This is a genomic window from Citrobacter sp. ABFQG, assembly GCF_004322975.1.
Classification (GTDB): Bacteria; Pseudomonadota; Gammaproteobacteria; order Enterobacterales; family Enterobacteriaceae; genus Citrobacter; species Citrobacter freundii.
Map to the genome: position 1 here is coordinate 585,808 of NZ_CP036435.1, position 18,097 is coordinate 603,904.

Here is an 18,097-nt window from a genome sequence, read left to right on the forward strand (position 1 = left end):
GCAGGCAATCTATGAGGATTCTGGTGGTTGGCCCGTCTTGGGTGGGCGACATGATGATGTCGCAAAGTCTCTATCGCACGCTCAAGGCGCGCTATCCCCAGGCGATAATCGACGTGATGGCACCTGCATGGTGCCGTCCGCTGTTATCGCGGATGCCGGAAGTCAATGAAGCGATCGCGATGCCGCTTGGGCATGGCGCTCTGGAAATTGGTGAACGGCGTAAGCTCGGTCATAGCCTGCGTGAGAAGCGCTATGACCGCGCTTATGTGCTGCCTAACTCGTTTAAATCCGCGTTGGTGCCCTTTTTTGCAGGTATTCCGCATCGTACCGGTTGGCGTGGTGAAATGCGCTACGGCCTGCTCAACGATGCGCGCGTGCTGGATAAAGACGCATGGCCGCTGATGGTCGAACGCTATGTGGCCCTGGCCTACGATAAAGGCGTGATGCTGTCGGCTAAAGATTTGCCGCAACCTCTGCTGTGGCCACAGTTGCAGGTCAGCGAAGGTGAAAAGTCTCTGACCTGTAGCCAGTTCTCCCTTTCTGCCGAACGCCCCATCATCGGTTTTTGCCCGGGTGCGGAATTTGGTCCGGCGAAACGCTGGCCACACTACCATTATGCTGAACTGGCAAAACAGCTGATCGACGAAGGTCATCAGATTGTGCTGTTTGGCTCGGCAAAAGATCATGAAGCCGGAAATGAAATCCTGGCAACGTTAAGCGTTGAGCAGCAGGCCTGGTGTCGTAATCTGGCGGGCGAAACGCAGCTGGAGCAGGCCGTTATTCTGCTCGCCGCCTGCAAAGCGGTCGTCACCAACGACTCTGGATTAATGCACGTTGCCGCAGCGTTGAATCGACCTCTGGTAGCATTGTATGGCCCAAGTAGTCCGGACTTTACCCCGCCGTTGTCGCACAAAGCGCGGGTCATTCGTCTGATTACGGGCTATCACAAAGTGCGCAAGGGCGATGCGGCTGAAGGCTATCACCAAAGCCTGATTGACATCACACCCCAGCGTGTACTGGAAGAACTCAACGACCTGTTGTTACAAGAGGAAGCCTGACGGATGCGGGTTCTGATCGTTAAAACGTCTTCTATGGGCGATGTTCTGCATACGTTGCCCGCATTAACCGATGCGCAGCAGGCTATTCCGGGTATTCAATTTGATTGGGTGGTGGAAGAAGGATTCGCGCAGATCCCTTCCTGGCATGCAGCCGTTGACCGGGTCATCCCAGTGGCGATTCGCCGCTGGCGTAAAGCCTGGTTTTCAGCGCCGATTAAAGCCGAGCGTAAAGCGTTTCGCGATGCCGTACGTTTGCAGCAGTATGACGCGATAATTGATGCGCAGGGTCTGGTTAAGAGTGCGGCGTTGGTGACGCGTCTGGCACGTGGCGTCAAGCATGGTATGGACTGGAGTACGGCCCGCGAGCCGCTGGCTAGCCTGTTTTATAATCACAAACATCACATTGCGAAACAGCAGCATGCGGTAGAACGTACGCGTGAATTGTTCGCCAAAAGTCTGGGATATGCCAAACCGCAGTCGCAGGGTGATTACGCTATCGCTCAGCATTTTGTGAATGAATGTAATGCTGATACAGGCCACTATGCTGTATTTCTGCACGCCACTACACGTGATGATAAGCACTGGCCTGAAGCCAACTGGCGGGAGCTGATTGGGCTGTTAAATAATACGGGCATCCGTATTAAACTCCCCTGGGGCGCCCCTCATGAAGAAGAGCGCGCCAAAAGGCTGGCGGAAGGTTTTCCTTACGTCGATGTCCTGCCGCGGATGAGTCTGGAAGAGGTTGCTCGCATCCTGGCGGGAGCAAAATTTGTGGTGTCGGTTGATACAGGTCTCAGCCATTTAACCGCCGCATTGGATCGCCCCAATATTACGTTATATGGCCCGACAGACCCGGGATTGATTGGTGGATATGGGAAGAATCAATACACACAGCAGAGCCATTCCGGAAAATTGCAGGATCTGGACGCAAGCTTAGTCAACGTATCGCTAATTGATAATAATTTGCTTTAACTTTAAGAGACGACCCATGCTTCGCCAACACATGTTTTCTCGTTTTGTTTGTAGTATAAAAAATAATCCATTCGATTTTATATACGTCTTATTTTACGCTGGGATCCTGGCAACTCTTGCGATGGTCCTGGTAAATCCAGATGAAGCGCTGAAGGTATTTATTTTCTCCACGGCTCTGTCTCTGCCGCTTATAGGAAAAAATATAAAGCATGTGTGCAGTAACAAACAAAATCTGGTTTTGCCTGTTATGTTGCTGCTCTTTGGTTTACTCCAGATTATTTGGGTAGAAGTATTTAAACAATCTGGCTCAGCCTTTACCGGTGCCTATCGTTCATACCAGAACGGTGGCAAAGTGATGATTTTTGCCGCACTGGTTATGACAGCTCTGACAACGCGAGAGCCGTGTGCCAACAAAACACGCATTACCAGTCTCTGGACGATTCTTACCGCAATAGGCTTGTATCTTTTCGCAGGCTACGAGGCTGCCGGAGCACCAGATATTATGACCTACCGTGTTGCGCTGGGCTTTGAACATCCAACCGGAGCGGCTTACGGCCTGACATTTATCGCTTTGTTAGCATCACAGACCATCCTTAATCTGCGACTAAAACACACTGTTTCACTCTATCTTTTGCATTTTTTGCTCTCCCTTGCCGTCATGGTTACGACACAGACCCGAGCGGCCATTCTGATCTATCCAATCCTGAGTATTGGGTTGTTTTTCATCCACTACCGACATAATCGCAGAATGTTATTAAGAGCATTGCTTGCCTTCGTAATACTCGGCGGTTTGGCAACTATTCCGTTAAAATCGGTTATTGAGGTGCGTTACCAGAATCTGATGGCCGACTTGCATTCTTACAGCCAGAATAACAGTAATACATCAATTGGTGCGCGATTTGCGATGCAACAGGTCGGTATTGAAGCAGGAAACGCACACCTTTGGGGACAATCGCTTGAACAACGAGATGCAGAAATCAAAGCGTTCGCATTACAAAATGTCACAATGCAAGGGGCTCTCGCCTATGTGGACGTCCACCTGCATAACGAAGTCATTGATACCTTCTCGCTGAAAGGCATCCCTGGTGTTGTTGTGCTACTCTTGCTCTATACTGCCATGTTTTTAATAGCTTACTGGCAACGTAGTCCTCTGTTGTTCGTTATCTCAGGCGCAATCGCTATCTATGGCTTGAGTGATTTATTATTGTATGCCAAAGGTGAAGCCCTGAGCAGCGTACTGGCGTTATGTGTAGCAGCAGTACTGAGCTCGAATCCAACAAGAGAACGATGCCATGGTTAACGCTTCCGGTTATTTACTGAGCATTATTATACCTACATACAACAACGCTGAACTCATCACAGCGACGTTGGCGTCTATACATCAGAGCATCACTGATGATGTAGAGGTAATAATTGTTAATGATGGCTCTACGGATTTAACCGAAGAGCGTATAAATGCGTTTTACCGCGAAAAAGATTGCCATAATGTTAAATATATAAGCCAAAAAAATCAGGGCGTTGCAATCACCCGTAACGTTGGGCTTGCCCATGCGACAGGGAAATATATTGGTTTTGTAGACAGTGATGATATTGTCTGCCAGAATTATTTCACAATTCTCCTGCCTAAGTTAAGAGACGAAAAATATGACATTATCGAATTTAACTTAACTCGAGATATAAACAATTTGTATAAAAACGCGCCGGAAATGGAAAACAACATTGCCCAGCGCGAAATAATATTATCAGATGACAATTACGCCCCTCTGTTACCAACATTCAAGGCTGGGCAATGGCATCTGATGACAAAAATCTTTCACCGCAATATCATTGGTAGCGATAAGTTCGAGGAACATCATCGCTACGAAGACGTGATTTTTTGCCCATTCCAGTATTTTAAATGTCATAAGATTCTAAAAATCGAGAATAAGCTATATTACTACCGAGTAAATGATAAAAGCATTACCGAGAACATTATTGATAGTGACGCTGACAGCATCTTCTTTGCTATGCGAAAAATGTATAAATATATTAATGAAAATAGATCTAAGCGTACTGTTGCGACATTTATGATTATCAATTGTTTTCTCGAAGGACGTAAAATTTTACGCAAGAAAAAAGGCTATTATCGTTATAGCGAAAGTATGCTAAATGACATTCAGAATGCACTTGCATGCTGCGATACGAAAATCGTTAAGAAGAAAATAATTCTGAAGATGAAATACCCCCATATCGATCGTTCTATTTCTGAAACAAGATATAAGATACTATCTGCTTGTAAAAGCTTATTCTTGCGAAAGGGATTTTAACATGTTTGAAAAAGTTGACCGGGTTCTTATTTGCAAGCTGAAGTTTTATGGGGATGTTCTGCTAACTACACCTGTTATTGCCAGCATTCGGGCTCGTTATCCGCAAGCTAAGATCGATCTGCTACTCTATAAAGATACCAAAGCAATCTTAGCCGCCCATAAAGATATTAATAATTTTTATCTGATTGAGAAAAAGCAAGGCCTGCTGTCAACAGTGAAAAATTACCTTTCAGTGCGTAAACAACTGAAGAAAAATCACTACGACCTGATCGTTAACCTCACCGAACAATGGCCGATCGGCGCTCTTATAGCCTCTTTACGTTGCCCTTCAATTGCTTTTGAGCGCGAAAAAGATCTGTGGAATCGACTTTTTACGCGAGTAACGCCATTCATTGGAACGCATATTGTTGAACAAAATTTATCTATTCTAAAAGGTATCGGGTTTAGCGAAACAGAACTGAAGAAAGAGATGTCTCTTTGTTATCGCCCTGACGACTATCAACATTTAGTTACCCAACTCCCGGCATTGCCTTCACAAAAATATGTCGTTATTCAACCCACTGCCAGACAAGAGTTTAAATGCTGGGATGATGATAAATTCACGCATGTTATAGACCACCTGCATCAACGAGGTCTGCACGTCTATCTTACCTGTGGGCCAACGCTAGGTGAGCAGCAGCAGGTTCAGCGCATTGCTGAACTGTGTCAATCTTCCCCTGACCTGACGCTGGCAGGTAAAACCACCTTTTTGCAGCTGGCTGCATTGATCGATCATGCAGTTCTGTACATTGGCGTCGATTCTGCTCCTATGCATATGGCAGCGGCGCTAAAGACACCACAGGTCTGCCTGTTTGGCGCCACCAATTATCAACAGTGGAAGCCATGGTCGGATAAAGCCTTATTGATTTGGGCTGGCGATTATCATCCGATGCCATCTCGGGATGAACTCGACAGATCAAAAAAATATCTCACATGGATACCGGAGCAAGCCGTGATTGACGCTATCGATACGGTACTTCATGATAGTGACAATATAAAAGGTAATGAGAAAACATAAATGGACAACAAAAATAACATTATTAATATTGCTTACTGTACAGATGCTAATTATCTGGAATATGTAGCAGTGTCCATTATGTCTGTCATAATGAACAACCCGGAACAGGACCTGTCATTTTTTGTCTTTGTCTATGACGTTACTGACGAAGAAATCAATAAACTGCGTTCAACCAGTGATAAAATTCAGGTTATCAATATCGATAAAGAAGAGATTGAAAAGTATAACAGTGACTTTGCAATCAAACATCTGAACCGTTCGACCTATATGCGTCTGGCCGTACCGCGCTTACTTAAAGATAAAGTTGAGCATTTTATCTACCTGGATGCAGATACCCTGTGTTTTGATAAGCTCAATGACATTAACAGCATTGATATCAGCAACGTCATTTGTGCAGTCAGCCACGATTCTCTCGATATTCATGATACAAAAAATGCCAAACGCTTGGGCCTGAGTACTGGTCATTATTTCAATGCTGGTTTTTTGTATATTAACATTGAAAACTGGATCAAGTTTGATATTGAAAATAAAGCAAACACCGTGTTATTTGAACAAGGTAAAGCCTTGCCTTACTTTGACCAGGATGCACTGAATATCGCAATGGATGGTAACGTTAAGTTTATTGATAACCGGTGGAATTTTTTGTTCAACTGGTTTACCGATCAACAAAAAGAGATATTCTTCTACCAAAAAGATATTCTGCCAAGAATTATCCACTTCACTGGTGGAAGGAAGCCCTGGTATAAAGAGCATACCGGGCTTTCACAGCAACTTTATCTTTTCTACCATCATTTCACACCATGGCGAAACACAGAAATGCGTTCTTATGCTCCACGTATGAGACCTACTGATTATCGGGTCTATTCACGCCAGGAAGCTAAAAAAGGGAAGTATTGCGCCTCGATCAAATGGTATTTGAAATACCTTAAGACTAAATTACGTTAATAAAAAACTCCCTTACGGGAGTTTTTTTACTTACTTTTTAATTTTTCCCGCAAATAACCAATATAGCTTATTACCGAGGCGAAATACTTCCCTTGTAATCTTTCATGGCGTGATTTCTTTTTATATTGTTTTGGCGTTCTGGCGGGTAACAATGGAACATCTGCCCAAGGCGAAGCCTTCCAGGCGTCAACAAAAAACTGTGCTGAAGGATAATTTGCCCATGAATTCCAGGGTTTAGTCACGCCAACATAGTGAATTAGAACAGTATCAGGTGTAATATATTCTTTATATTTCGCAAGATCTCTGCTTTTTAATTCTTGCTTAATTCCATAGATAGCATTGAACCTTCGCTCCAGAAAAAGTACTTTTTTAAAGAAAAGAATATTCAAGACATCCTGATCCGGGAATGAAAGTTTATTATTTTTGTCTAATAAGATATCAAAAGCTGCATTGATAAAATTCTGCTCTTTCCACTTTTTTAGGTTTGCAAATATGACACCTGAATTGAAATAATCTTTATTTATCTCAATATCTCTGGCAGGGCTATCATCCACATCGGTAATTACCGCTGCAACATATTCTCCAAGATCAATCTGCGTGAGTTCAAAAAGTGAACCTTTACACATTACATCCGCATCAATGTATAAAAGTGAATCAATTTTCTCACCAAGATATTCAAAGGCAATAAACCTGAAGTACATTGCGTGTGACCAGGCGTGACCACTTGGCAAAACTTTTAACCCATTAGCATCCATAACATAAATTGAGATGTTTGTGGAAAATTGCTCTGCTAATTTAGCTATCCGCTGCTGGTAATCAGCATCAATGTAGTCAGTAAAAAGATGAAAATGGATATTTAAATCTTTATTATTCAATAGTACCGATGTCATCGAAATTGCAGCACCAAACATAAAATTCCTGTCAACACCCCAGGCGATGTTAAGTTGTATTTTCTGTTCGGTCGGCGCTTGATTAAACTCAAGTATCTTTTTTATAGACTGATGACAATCAAAGTTCATTCGCTACACCTATTTAATCGATTATCAATAAGTTACTGTTTCTATATTCAATATGCTTTTGAATTGTGTAACTTATTTTTTATATACATTACATGACTAAGTACCGAGCGAATATATTTACGCTGCACTCTTTCATGCCGTGACTTACGTTTATACAACTTTGCCGTATTTGCATTTAACAAGGCTTGTTCCGCCCATGCGGATTTTTTATATGCTTCGATGAAGTATTTAGCTACCGGATATTTAGCCCATGTATGCCATGGTTTAGTGACACCGACGTAATGTATTAAAACAGTATCCTCAGTAATATAATCCTGGTATATTTTATCGTTTTTATTTTTTAGTTCCTGATCTACACCATAAATGCAGTTAAAATCTCGTCTCAGGAAAATCACATTACCAACGAACAATATATTTAGGACATCTTGGTCAAAATACAGAAGTTCCTTTTGGCGTTTATCTAAGATAGAAAAAGCCTTCGTCAATAACTGCTGCTCACGCCAAACTTCCAGATTCGCAAACACCACTCCGGAGTTAAAGTACCCATTACTCAGTTCAGGAATACCGAGCCTATTGCCGGACTTAGTACGTACTTCATCAATATCATTGATAACAGCGGCATATTCTCCACAGAAATTAATCTCGGTAAGCTCGCGAAGAGAGCCTTTGCAAATAACATCTGCATCAAGATACAGTACGGAGCTTAACTCTGTGCTTAAATATTCAAATGCGAAATAACGATAGTACATTGCATAAGTCCATGCTTTTGTACTCGGCAGTTCACGAAACGCCGCGTTATCGAACACAAGAACCGTCACAGTCGTACTATACATTTGGGTCAGGCGTTTTACACTCTTCAGATAATCGTCATCTATATAGTCTGTTACTATATAAAAGTGAATATCAATATCAGGGTTATTCACTAATACTGAGGTCATTGAAATACCAGAGCCAAATAAAAAATTACGGTCGACACCATACGCAACACTTAATTTTTTACTCTTCTCATGCGTAGAGCTGTCTATGACGTGTTTTTGGATAACTAGCTTTTGGAAATCAATGTTCATAGTAAAATGGCCTCAAACTTTATCTGTGATTTATAGCGCTTTTCTTATTGTTCTTTGTCTTATTTTTTGCGCTTTTGTGACAGCCTGTTCAAACAACCTGACTTCCTGACGAAAGATTTCACGTAGTGGCTTCGAAAAATAGACACGTAAAAAACGGTAGATATCTCTGGACGTCAACCCGATCTCAAGTGAAGAGAAATAGAGTCCAATCAGATCCTTATCCCGCCAGCGGCGTGGCACATGCTGACGAATTTGTGCACGATGCAAATCGATTACGGAGAGTTTGATATCCGCAATATTTTCTGGCATCGGTTGTTGGAGTAAAAAATGGCAAATATAGCAATCCCGATGATTTACTCCCCCCCGATGCATTTTACCCACCATTTCTGCCACGCGGGTAATAATGGTCCGTTTTAATACAAAATCAGGGGGCTCAACTTTCCACCTTGCACAAAAATCTTCAAGGCTGATAGCAGGAGAGAGATCTTCAGTGATGATAAATGAGGTGCGCTCTAACGGATTCAGTCCTTTCTGCCCAAATGCCACGCCGGTCATGGTGTCAACACTCAGTTCCTGTAAGCGATGAATTGCCAGCCACTCCCGGTCTGCGCCCAGTACAGGCATACGTAAAGATATAAGATTCTTCACCACTTCTTTAAGCGTGGTTCCATGATGATATTTAAGAAAATAACCCTTACCCATCATCTCAAAACGTAGGGTACGTCGTGTTTCCAGGGCGCGAAAAACCTCACCGTCCAGCTTAGCGACTTCAGTAAACGGGTCTTTTCCTTGCCACTGCGTGGCAAATGGTTCTTTTAATTCAATCATTCTTAGGACCTAAAATGATATCTGCAGCTTTATCTGCCAGGCTGTAGAGATCTTTTGTATCAGCAAAATGCCGTGCGTTCCCGGCCCAACGACTTCTCTGCTCATTATTTTGCAGCGCATCGAAAAGTGCTGTATTCAGATTTTCCTGCTCAAAAGGTTCAGGAATCACCACCCCACATTGGGCGGCGTTGATATAACCCGCATAGCCGCAAACTTCGGTAGTTAATACCGGCAGTCCGGCAACTACAGCTTCTAGCAAGACAATACCGGCGGCTTCCTGTACAGCTGGGTGAAGTAATAAATCAGCAGCAGACATCAATTCTGCGACATCGTCCCGCCCCGAGAAGAACTGCACTTGTTCTTCAACCCCCAATTGACGAGCCTGAGCGCGATAGCGATCGGCCTTATCCTGACCAACAACCATCAATCGTGTGCGGTGGCGAATGACATCAGGCAAAGAAGCCAACGCCTGTAATGTTCTTGGCACGCCTTTGCGTTTGAAATCGGAACCTACCTGTAAGAGCAAGAACTGATCGAGACCAATACCATTTTTTTCCCTAACAATCAGCCGGCTGTTTTCAGGTTGCTGGCTGTACTTTCTGTCAGGGTAGATTCCTGGAGGCAGAATACGAAAGCGCTGGCTCTCAGTTTGGTAATGATGTTTGAAGTCACCAATTTGTTTATCGGTTAACATCAAAAGCGTAGTGCCGACACCCTGCTGAAATACGGCTTTTTCAAATGCAGAGTAGTGTCGGTACCTGCGCGTCAATTTGTAGAAAAAGCCTTTCTCGCGGGCAACCTTTTCCGCATAGCAAACGTCCGCAGCGTAATACACATCCAGGCCAGGCATTTTATTAAAACCAACGACACGATCGACGGGATGTTGAGTTAAATAATTCTGAACCCACTGATAATATTGCTCGTTTTTCCCATGATTCGTTCTGGATGTAACGGGGACGAGTATAATCTCCAGCCCTTCCGGACGCTCGCCCTGCCATGACTGGGTAAATACCTGAACATGATGGCCACGAGAAGCAACCGTCAGCGCTACTCGCAAGAAATCACGCTGTAACCCACCATAGGGAAAATACTTGTACAAACAAAAAGCAATATTCATGCATTAATATCCGCATCGCGTCGCCAGGCATATCAGGTTTGAAGCATCAGAATCGTGTAATCCTTGCCTAAAGCATCCAAAGATGACTTTCTGTGCTTTCGAAACGTTTCTGCCCGCTAGCTACCTGAAATTGCGCAGTAGTATATCATTTATTACCAAGCATTCCGAAATGAATATTTTTTAAACAAAAAATAAAATAAACCATTAAAAACATACAGATAAATAAGACACCAGTTCATCAGGAAACTCACACCGCACAAGAGGTTAAGACATATAAATGCGGCCATGTGAATTTTTGAAATAGCCATCAGCGAAATCAGTTCCCCACCAATTCCATCGTTTTGATACAACCTGGATAAAAATGATGGTAAAGCCATAGTTAAATACATAGAATCCCCAGCACATTCATAAGTCAGCTACCATTATGCTCGAATTGCTTTACACCGCCCTTTTCTACCTTATTCAGCCTTTGATCTGGATACGGCTTTGGGTGCGCGGACGTAAGGCTCCGGCCTACCGTAAACGCTGGGGCGAACGCTACGGCTTTTATCGCCGCCCGCTAAAACCCGGCGGGATCATGCTTCATTCGGTTTCTGTGGGCGAAACACTGGCTGCAATCCCATTAGTTCGCGCTCTGCGTCACCGTTATCCCGACTTGCCGATCACGGTCACCACTATGACGCCAACCGGTTCCGAGCGCGTACAATCTGCTTTTGGCACTGACGTTCAGCATATTTATCTGCCTTACGATTTACCGGATGCCCTGAACCGTTTTCTGAATAAAGTTGACCCCAAACTGGTGTTAATTATGGAAACCGAGCTGTGGCCAAATCTGATCGCGGCACTCCATAAGCGTCACATTCCTCTGGTTATTGCCAACGCACGTCTTTCTGCTCGTTCAGCAGCTGGCTATGCGAAATTAGGTAAATTTGTTGGCAGACTACTGCGTCGAATTACGTTAATTGCCGCACAAAACGAAGAAGATGGCGCACGTTTTATTACACTTGGTGCCAGAAGCAATCAGGTCACCGTTACTGGCAGTCTGAAGTTTGATATATCCGTCACGCCACAACTGGCCGCAAAAGCGGTGACATTACGTCGTCAATGGGCTCCTCACCGTCCGGTATGGATTGCAACCAGCACCCACGACGGCGAAGAAAGCATCATCATTGCCGCCCATCAGGCGTTATTAAATCAGTTCCCGAATCTTTTACTAATTCTGGTTCCCAGACATCCTGAACGGTTCCCGGATGCAATTAACCTCGTACGCCAGGCTGGGCTAAGTTATACCACTCGTTCTTCGGGTGAAGTTCCGTCCTCAGGCACTCAGGTTGTGATCGGCGATACCATGGGTGAGCTGATGTTGCTGTATGGCATTGCCGACCTTGCTTTTGTCGGCGGTTCACTGGTTGAACGTGGTGGCCACAATCCACTGGAAGCCGCGGCACATGCTATTCCAGTGCTGATGGGACCACATACGTTTAATTTTAAAGATATTTGCGCCCGCCTCGAACAGGCAAGCGGATTGATCACCGTCACCGACGCACCTACGCTGGTAAAAGAAGTATCTTCTTTACTGACCGATGCAGATTATCGTAATTTTTATGGCCGTCACGCAGTTGAAGTTCTGTATCAAAATCAGGGCGCGTTACAGCGTCTGCTGCAGCTGCTGGAACCTTATCTGCCACCCAAAACGCATTGAGGCAAGCCATGCAAAAACGGGCGATTTATCCAGGAACCTTTGATCCCATAACTAACGGCCATCTTGATATCGTGACGCGTGCGACCAGCATGTTCGATCACGTGATCCTGGCGATTGCTGCAAGTCCCAGTAAAAAGCCGATGTTTACCCTTGAAGAGCGCGTCGAGCTGGCGCAACAGGCAACGGCGCATCTCGGCAATGTGGAAGTTCTGGGATTCAGCGACTTAATGGCAAATTTTGCCCGTGATAATCAGGCTAACATTCTGATCCGAGGCCTACGCGCGGTAGCAGATTTTGAGTATGAAATGCAGCTGGCGCACATGAACCGCCACCTAATGCCGCAACTGGAAAGCGTCTTTCTGATGCCGTCTAAAGAGTGGTCATTTATCTCATCGTCACTGGTGAAAGAAGTCGCCCGCCATCAGGGTGATGTGACGCACTTTCTGCCGGAAAACGTCCATCAGGCGTTAATGAGTAAGTTGAAGTAATGTGCCTGGCCGGATGCTGCATCCGGCCAGCAATGACACTATTTCTGACAGCGACGGCAATAGAACGTTGTACGCTGAGCGTGTTTTGTCGCAACAATCGGTGCGCCACATGCGCGGCAAGGTTCACCTTCTCTCCCATAGACCTGCAGCTCCTGGGCAAAATAGCCCGGCTTACCGTCACTTTGCAGAAAATCCTTCAGCGTCGTCCCGCCCTGCTCGATAGAACGCAGCAAAACCGCCTTGATAACGCGTACCAGCAGTTCGCACTCATCCTGCGACAGCGATGATGCCAGACGGTCAGGATGGATACCAGCCGCAAACAGCGACTCGCTGGCATAGATGTTTCCCACCCCCACCACCAGCTTGTTATCCATCAGCCAGGGTTTAATCGCCGTTTTCTTCTTTGCACATTTCTGCTGTAGATAACCGGCGTTGAAATCGTCACTCAGCGGCTCAGGGCCAAGATGGGCGAGGACATTATGTCCATCCAGCTCTTTAGTCCACAGCCAGGCACCAAAGCGACGGGGATCGGTATAACGCAGAACTTTGCCATTGCTCATCACTAAGTCAACGTGGTCGTGCTTATCTGCCGGAAGCTCTTCAGGAAGGATACGCAAACTACCCGACATCCCCAGATGAATGATTACCCAGCCATCCGGCAGCTCCAGAAGCAGGTATTTTGCGCGCCGCTGTACGCTCAGGACAGGTTTATCGCTCAGGCGATAGATTTCCTCTGATACCGGCCAACGCAAACGACCGTTACGCACAGTCGCGTGCATAATCGTTGCCCCTACCAGATGCGGCTCAATCCCACGGCGACTGGTTTCGACTTCAGGTAATTCAGGCATAGTATCTCCGGCGGTGTATCAGGTCTCATTAATATGGGGACGGCCAGAAAACAAAAAACCCCGCCGAGGCGAGGTTTTTTGCTACATCGAAACTAAAATTATTTGATTTTAGCTTCTTTGTACAGTACGTGCTGGCGTACAACTGGATCGAATTTTTTCAGTTCCAGTTTTTCCGGCTTAGTACGTTTGTTCTTCGTAGTGGTATAGAAATGACCAGTACCAGCAGAAGAAACCAGCTTGATTTTCTCACGAATACCTTTAGCCATGATTTATTTCCTCTTAGTACTTAGTACTTTTCGCCACGGGCACGCAGTTCAGACAGAACTGTTTCGATGCCTTTCTTATCAATTACACGCATACCTTTAGCAGATACACGCAGGGTGACAAAACGCTTCTCGCTCTCAACCCAGAAACGGTGAGAGTGCAGGTTCGGCAGGAAACGGCGTTTAGTCGCGTTCAGTGCGTGGGAACGGTTGTTACCGGTCACCGGACGCTTGCCAGTAACTTGGCAGACTCGGGACATGTCTATTCTCCAAAAATCAAATTAGCTCGAGCTTCGTATGGGGTATCGGCGCCTCGTCAGGCTTTACAGCCCGGTCATCGCATAGTTCTAAGTGAACTCTCGATTGCCAGGCCCAAATGCCAAACCCGAGATTCTCAAAGGTGGCGTAGTATACGCTGACCCGGCGTTATGCTCAAGTCCCGAACAGACAAAGATCCCGATGGATCGCGTAAAGTGCGTTAAATCCAACCGCGTTCCGCAAAAGAAACGTACTCTCCGCGCCCAATGACCAGATGATCAAGCACCCGGATATCCATGAACTGACAGCATTTCACAACACGCTCGGTGATGAGTTTATCTGCTTTACTCGGCTCTGCACACCCCGAAGGGTGATTATGCGCAAGGATCACGGCGGAAGCATTCATTTTTATCGCTTCGCGGACAATTTCTCGCGGATGTACCTCGACGTGGCTTAGTGTCCCGGAAAAAAGTTTGCTGTGTTTAATCACTTGATGTTGAGAATCCATAAAGATCACCAGAAAGATCTCGCGTTCCTCTTGCGAGAGCTGGCTTTGCAGAAATTCACGCGCCATTTCCGGGCTAAGTAGAGCACGCTCCTCTATTACTCGCACGTTGTAGTAGCGTCTTGCCAGCTCCGCAATACCCTTCAACTGTGCATACTTCGCGATACCGATTCCCGGAACATAGCTAAAATCCATGTAATCAGCAGACAACAAGCCATACAACGACTCAAAATGCTGAAGCATCTCTTTCGCCAGCGTAAGCACATCTTTACCCTGAATGCCGGTACGTAAAAAAAGCGCCAGTAACTCAACATCGGTCAGCGAACTGGCCCCCTGTGCCAACAGCTTTTCCCTGGGCATCATACTTCCTGTATTGTCCATACTTTCCCTCCTTTCGCGTCCGCATAGTGGCATAACACCGACGGTGAATCGACGCGCTGTTTTCACTTCTTCGTAGTGCCTCGCAAAGTAGAAGACGGTCAAAAGCACGACAAATTGCGGATTGTGATAAAATATCTGCCTTCTGGTGAAACCCAACAGGAAAGATCATGATGAGCCTGGCCGGTAAAAAAATCGTACTTGGCGTCAGTGGCGGGATTGCTGCGTACAAGACCCCTGAGCTGGTGCGTCGTTTACGGGAACGCGGCGCTGACGTCCGCGTGGCGATGACCGAAGCGGCAAAAGCATTTATTACTCCCCTGAGTTTACAGGCGGTTTCAGGTTATCCCGTTTCCGACAGCCTGCTTGATCCCGCAGCCGAAGCTGCGATGGGCCACATTGAGCTGGGAAAATGGGCCGATTTGGTCATCCTGGCGCCCGCTACAGCAGATCTGATTGCTCGTGTCGCCGCAGGTATGGCCAACGACCTGGTGTCAACGATTTGTCTGGCAACGCCTGCTTCTGTTGCTGTACTGCCAGCCATGAACCAGCAGATGTATCGCGCTGCCGCGACCCAGCACAATCTGAGTATTCTTGCCTCACGCGGTTTGCTCATTTGGGGCCCGGACAGCGGTAGCCAGGCATGTGGCGATGTCGGTCCTGGACGTATGCTGGATCCGTTAACGATTGCGGATATGGCGGCAGAACATTTTTCGCCTGTCAACGATCTGCAACATCTCAACATCATGATTACGGCGGGTCCGACGCGTGAACCGCTTGATCCCGTGCGTTATATTTCCAACCATAGCTCCGGGAAGATGGGATTTGCTATCGCGGCCGCTGCAGCAAAGCGCGGGGCAAACGTCACACTGGTATCGGGTCCGGTTTCGTTATCCACACCACCATTTGTTCAGCGGGTTGATGTGATGACCGCGTTGGAAATGGAAGCCGCTGTGCAGTCTGCAGTGCAACAACAGCATATTTTTATCGGCTGCGCTGCAGTCGCTGATTATCGCGCTGAAACTGTCGCCCACGAAAAAATAAAAAAACAAGCGACGCAGGGTGATGAATTAACAGTAAAAATGGTCAAAAACCCGGACATTATCGCCGGTGTTGCCGCACTGGATGCTAACCGTCCTTTTGTCGTTGGGTTTGCCGCCGAAACAAATAATGTGGAAGAATATGCCCGGCAAAAACGCATCCGCAAAAACCTTGATGTGATCTGTGCGAACGACGTTTCGCTGTCAACTCAAGGGTTTAACAGCGATAGCAACGCATTACACCTTTTTTGGCAGGATGGAGACAAAGTCTTACCGCTTGAGCGTAAAGAACTCCTGGGCCAATTATTACTCGACGAGATCGTGACCCGTTATGATGAAAAAAATCGACGTTAAGATTCTGGACCCGCGCGTAGGGCAACAATTTCCGCTCCCGACGTACGCCACTTCTGGTTCTGCCGGACTTGACCTGCGTGCTTGTCTTGATGACGCCGTAGAACTGGCACCGGGCGCAACAACGCTGGTGCCAACCGGGTTAGCTATCCACATTGCCGATCCTTCTCTGGCAGCGGTGATGCTCCCGCGCTCCGGATTGGGCCATAAGCACGGTATCGTGCTGGGCAATCTGGTTGGTTTGATTGATTCCGACTACCAGGGCCAACTGATGGTGTCCATCTGGAACCGTGGTCAGGACAGCTTCACTATTGAGCCGGGCGAACGTATCGCGCAGATGGTATTTGTACCGGTCGTGCAGGCTGAATTTAATCTGGTGGAAGAGTTTGAAGCCACCGATCGTGGCGAAGGTGGCTTCGGCCATTCCGGGCGCAAGTAACCCGCAGAAAAGTATCCCATAGCGTAATAACGCAATAACACACCGCAAACATCAGTTTGCGGTCGCTGTGTGGATGCCTGCCTGGCAAGAGCTTATTTTCAGGGGTATTTTGTAACATGGTAGAAAAGCAAACTGCGAAAAGGAATCGTCGCGAAGAAATACTTCAGTCTCTGGCACTGATGCTTGAGTCCAGCGATGGTAGCCAACGCATCACCACAGCAAAGCTGGCAGCCTCAGTTGGCGTATCCGAAGCGGCATTGTATCGCCATTTCCCCAGCAAGACCCGTATGTTCGATAGCCTGATTGAGTTTATCGAAGATAGTCTGATTACGCGTATCAATCTGATTTTGAAAGATGAAAAGGATACCAGCGCGCGTCTGCGTCTGATCGTTCTGCTGATTTTAGGGTTTGGTGAGCGTAATCCGGGCCTGACGCGAATTCTGACCGGACACGCGTTGATGTTCGAGCAAGACCGTCTGCAAGGTCGCATTAACCAACTTTTTGAGCGCATTGAAGCGCAGTTGCGCCAGGTTCTGCGAGAAAAAAGAATGCGTGAAGGTGAAGGCTACACCGTGGATGAAACGCTGCTGGCCAGCCAGTTACTGGCTTTCTGCGAAGGTATGCTATCCCGGTTTGTTCGTAGCGAATTTAAATACCGCCCAACGGATGATTTTGACACCCGCTGGCCGTTGGTTGCCGCTCAATTGCAGTAGCGATTTCGTCTTGTCCGGCCTACGTAAACCGTAGGCCCGGTAAATGCGTAGGCCGGATCAGCGCAGCGCTATCCGGCTGTCCTTATACACCGTATGCTTCGCGATAGGCTCGTACTGCCGCCAGGTGCTCCGCCATCTCCGGTTTCTCTTCCAGATACGCAATCAGGTCTTTCAGGGTGATAATAGAGATCACTTTGCAACCGTAATCACGTTCCACTTCCTGAATAGCGGAAATCTCGCCGCGACCGCGTTCCTGACGATCGAGAGAAATCAGTACCCCCGCCAGAGTGGCGCCATTCGCCTGGATAATTTCCATCGACTCACGAATCGCCGTACCTGCGGTGATAACATCATCCACCAGCATCACGCGCCCCTCAAGTGCACTACCGACCAGATTGCCACCTTCACCGTGGGTCTTCGCCTCTTTACGGTTAAAGCAGTACGGCAAATCTTTATCGTGGTGTTCAGCCAGCGCAACGGCCGTTGTAGTCGCAATCGGAATACCTTTGTACGCTGGGCCAAACAGCAAATCGAACTCAATACCGGAATCCACCAGCGCTTCGGCGTAAAAACGGCCTAACAGAGCCAGGTCGCGCCCGGTATTAAACAGTCCGGCGTTGAAGAAATAGGGGCTTTTACGCCCGGATTTCAGCGTAAACTCGCCAAACTTTAGTACCTGCTTGCTAAGCGCAAACTCAATAAACTGGCGCTGATACGGTTTCATGGATTCGCTCCTCATCTCA

General features: G+C 46.7%; 20 protein-coding genes. 11 read left to right on the forward strand and 9 right to left on the reverse strand.

The features are described from left to right. Positions 1-11 precede the first annotated feature (11 nt). Genes rfaF through WN16_RS02955 form a run of 6 tightly spaced genes read left to right on the forward strand, consistent with a single transcriptional unit; the run spans position 12 to position 6,338 of the window. Positions 12-1,058 (forward strand): ADP-heptose--LPS heptosyltransferase RfaF, encoded by a 1,047-nt coding sequence (rfaF, locus tag WN16_RS02930; RefSeq protein ID WP_003837632.1) that lies wholly within the window; start codon positions 12-14, stop codon positions 1,056-1,058. A 3-nt stretch (positions 1,059-1,061) separates the two neighbouring features. After that, entirely contained in the window at positions 1,062-2,030 is a 969-nt protein-coding gene (gene rfaC, locus WN16_RS02935; protein ID WP_044700445.1) for a lipopolysaccharide heptosyltransferase RfaC, read from the forward strand. A gap of 16 nt (positions 2,031-2,046) precedes the next feature. Further along, entirely contained in the window at positions 2,047-3,330 is a 1,284-nt protein-coding gene (locus tag WN16_RS02940; protein WP_224769933.1) for an O-antigen ligase family protein, read from the forward strand. Further along, the gene (locus tag WN16_RS02945; protein WP_032937175.1) at positions 3,323-4,336 is read left to right on the forward strand and encodes a glycosyltransferase family 2 protein; all 1,014 of its coding nucleotides are present in this window, start codon (positions 3,323-3,325) and stop codon (positions 4,334-4,336) included. The genes WN16_RS02940 and WN16_RS02945 overlap by 8 nt, the downstream gene beginning before the upstream one ends. Before the next feature lies 1 nt (position 4,337). Further along, complete coding sequence (rfaQ, locus tag WN16_RS02950; RefSeq protein WP_032937173.1) at positions 4,338-5,393, forward strand: lipopolysaccharide core heptosyltransferase RfaQ; 1,056 nt, start codon at positions 4,338-4,340, stop codon at positions 5,391-5,393. Continuing rightward, positions 5,394-6,338, forward strand: a complete 945-nt coding sequence (locus WN16_RS02955) for a glycosyltransferase (RefSeq protein WP_032937171.1) — start codon at positions 5,394-5,396, stop codon at positions 6,336-6,338. Positions 6,339-6,364: 26 nt separating this feature from the next. On the opposite strand, the gene WN16_RS02960 is transcribed toward WN16_RS02955, so the two are convergent. From WN16_RS02960 to WN16_RS02975, 4 genes are read right to left on the reverse strand one after another with little or no spacing between them, the layout of a single operon-like run. Then, positions 6,365-7,357 (reverse strand): glycosyltransferase, encoded by a 993-nt coding sequence (locus tag WN16_RS02960; RefSeq protein WP_032937170.1) that lies wholly within the window; start codon positions 7,355-7,357, stop codon positions 6,365-6,367. A 47-nt stretch (positions 7,358-7,404) separates the two neighbouring features. Further along, complete coding sequence (locus WN16_RS02965) at positions 7,405-8,424, reverse strand: glycosyltransferase (RefSeq protein ID WP_003837616.1); 1,020 nt, start codon at positions 8,422-8,424, stop codon at positions 7,405-7,407. A gap of 30 nt (positions 8,425-8,454) precedes the next feature. Further along, complete coding sequence (gene rfaP, locus WN16_RS02970; RefSeq protein WP_044700447.1) at positions 8,455-9,252, reverse strand: lipopolysaccharide core heptose(I) kinase RfaP; 798 nt, start codon at positions 9,250-9,252, stop codon at positions 8,455-8,457. Continuing rightward, positions 9,245-10,369 (reverse strand): glycosyltransferase family 4 protein, encoded by a 1,125-nt coding sequence (locus tag WN16_RS02975; protein WP_003837612.1) that lies wholly within the window; start codon positions 10,367-10,369, stop codon positions 9,245-9,247. The genes rfaP and WN16_RS02975 overlap by 8 nt, the downstream gene beginning before the upstream one ends. A 424-nt stretch (positions 10,370-10,793) precedes the next feature. On the opposite strand from WN16_RS02975, the gene waaA reads away from it, so the two are divergent. Then, positions 10,794-12,071: a lipid IV(A) 3-deoxy-D-manno-octulosonic acid transferase gene (gene waaA / locus WN16_RS02980; RefSeq protein ID WP_003837609.1), complete on the forward strand. Its 1,278-nt coding sequence runs from the start codon at positions 10,794-10,796 to the stop codon at positions 12,069-12,071. Positions 12,072-12,079: 8 nt separating this feature from the next. Continuing rightward, on the forward strand, positions 12,080-12,559 hold the full coding sequence (coaD, locus tag WN16_RS02985; protein WP_003024099.1) for a pantetheine-phosphate adenylyltransferase: 480 nt from the start codon (positions 12,080-12,082) through the stop codon (positions 12,557-12,559). Positions 12,560-12,597: 38 nt separating this feature from the next. Here coaD and mutM read toward each other — a convergent pair whose 3' ends face one another. The 4 genes from mutM to radC form a co-directional block, all read right to left on the reverse strand. Further along, positions 12,598-13,407, reverse strand: coding sequence for a bifunctional DNA-formamidopyrimidine glycosylase/DNA-(apurinic or apyrimidinic site) lyase (mutM, locus tag WN16_RS02990; RefSeq protein WP_003024097.1), 810 nt, complete (start codon positions 13,405-13,407; stop codon positions 12,598-12,600). A 98-nt stretch (positions 13,408-13,505) separates the two neighbouring features. After that, positions 13,506-13,673, reverse strand: coding sequence for a 50S ribosomal protein L33 (gene rpmG, locus WN16_RS02995; RefSeq protein WP_003024094.1), 168 nt, complete (start codon positions 13,671-13,673; stop codon positions 13,506-13,508). Between the two features lie 20 nt (positions 13,674-13,693). Next, positions 13,694-13,930, reverse strand: a complete 237-nt coding sequence (gene rpmB / locus WN16_RS03000) for a 50S ribosomal protein L28 (protein ID WP_003024071.1) — start codon at positions 13,928-13,930, stop codon at positions 13,694-13,696. A gap of 218 nt (positions 13,931-14,148) precedes the next feature. Then, a complete protein-coding gene (gene radC / locus WN16_RS03005) occupies positions 14,149-14,814 on the reverse strand; it encodes a DNA repair protein RadC (RefSeq protein WP_003837605.1) in 666 nt (221 codons plus the stop codon). Positions 14,815-14,984: 170 nt separating this feature from the next. On the opposite strand from radC, the gene coaBC reads away from it, so the two are divergent. From coaBC to slmA, 3 genes are all read left to right on the forward strand, one after another. Then, entirely contained in the window at positions 14,985-16,205 is a 1,221-nt protein-coding gene (gene coaBC / locus WN16_RS03010) for a bifunctional phosphopantothenoylcysteine decarboxylase/phosphopantothenate--cysteine ligase CoaBC (RefSeq protein ID WP_088169059.1), read from the forward strand. After that, the gene (dut, locus tag WN16_RS03015; protein WP_006687626.1) at positions 16,183-16,641 is read left to right on the forward strand and encodes a dUTP diphosphatase; all 459 of its coding nucleotides are present in this window, start codon (positions 16,183-16,185) and stop codon (positions 16,639-16,641) included. The genes coaBC and dut overlap by 23 nt, the downstream gene beginning before the upstream one ends. A gap of 116 nt (positions 16,642-16,757) precedes the next feature. Further along, positions 16,758-17,354 (forward strand): nucleoid occlusion factor SlmA, encoded by a 597-nt coding sequence (gene slmA, locus WN16_RS03025; RefSeq protein ID WP_003024060.1) that lies wholly within the window; start codon positions 16,758-16,760, stop codon positions 17,352-17,354. An 82-nt stretch (positions 17,355-17,436) separates the two neighbouring features. Here slmA and pyrE read toward each other — a convergent pair whose 3' ends face one another. Beyond that, positions 17,437-18,078, reverse strand: a complete 642-nt coding sequence (pyrE, locus tag WN16_RS03030) for an orotate phosphoribosyltransferase (RefSeq protein WP_003024058.1) — start codon at positions 18,076-18,078, stop codon at positions 17,437-17,439. Positions 18,079-18,097: the final 19 nt, after the last annotated feature.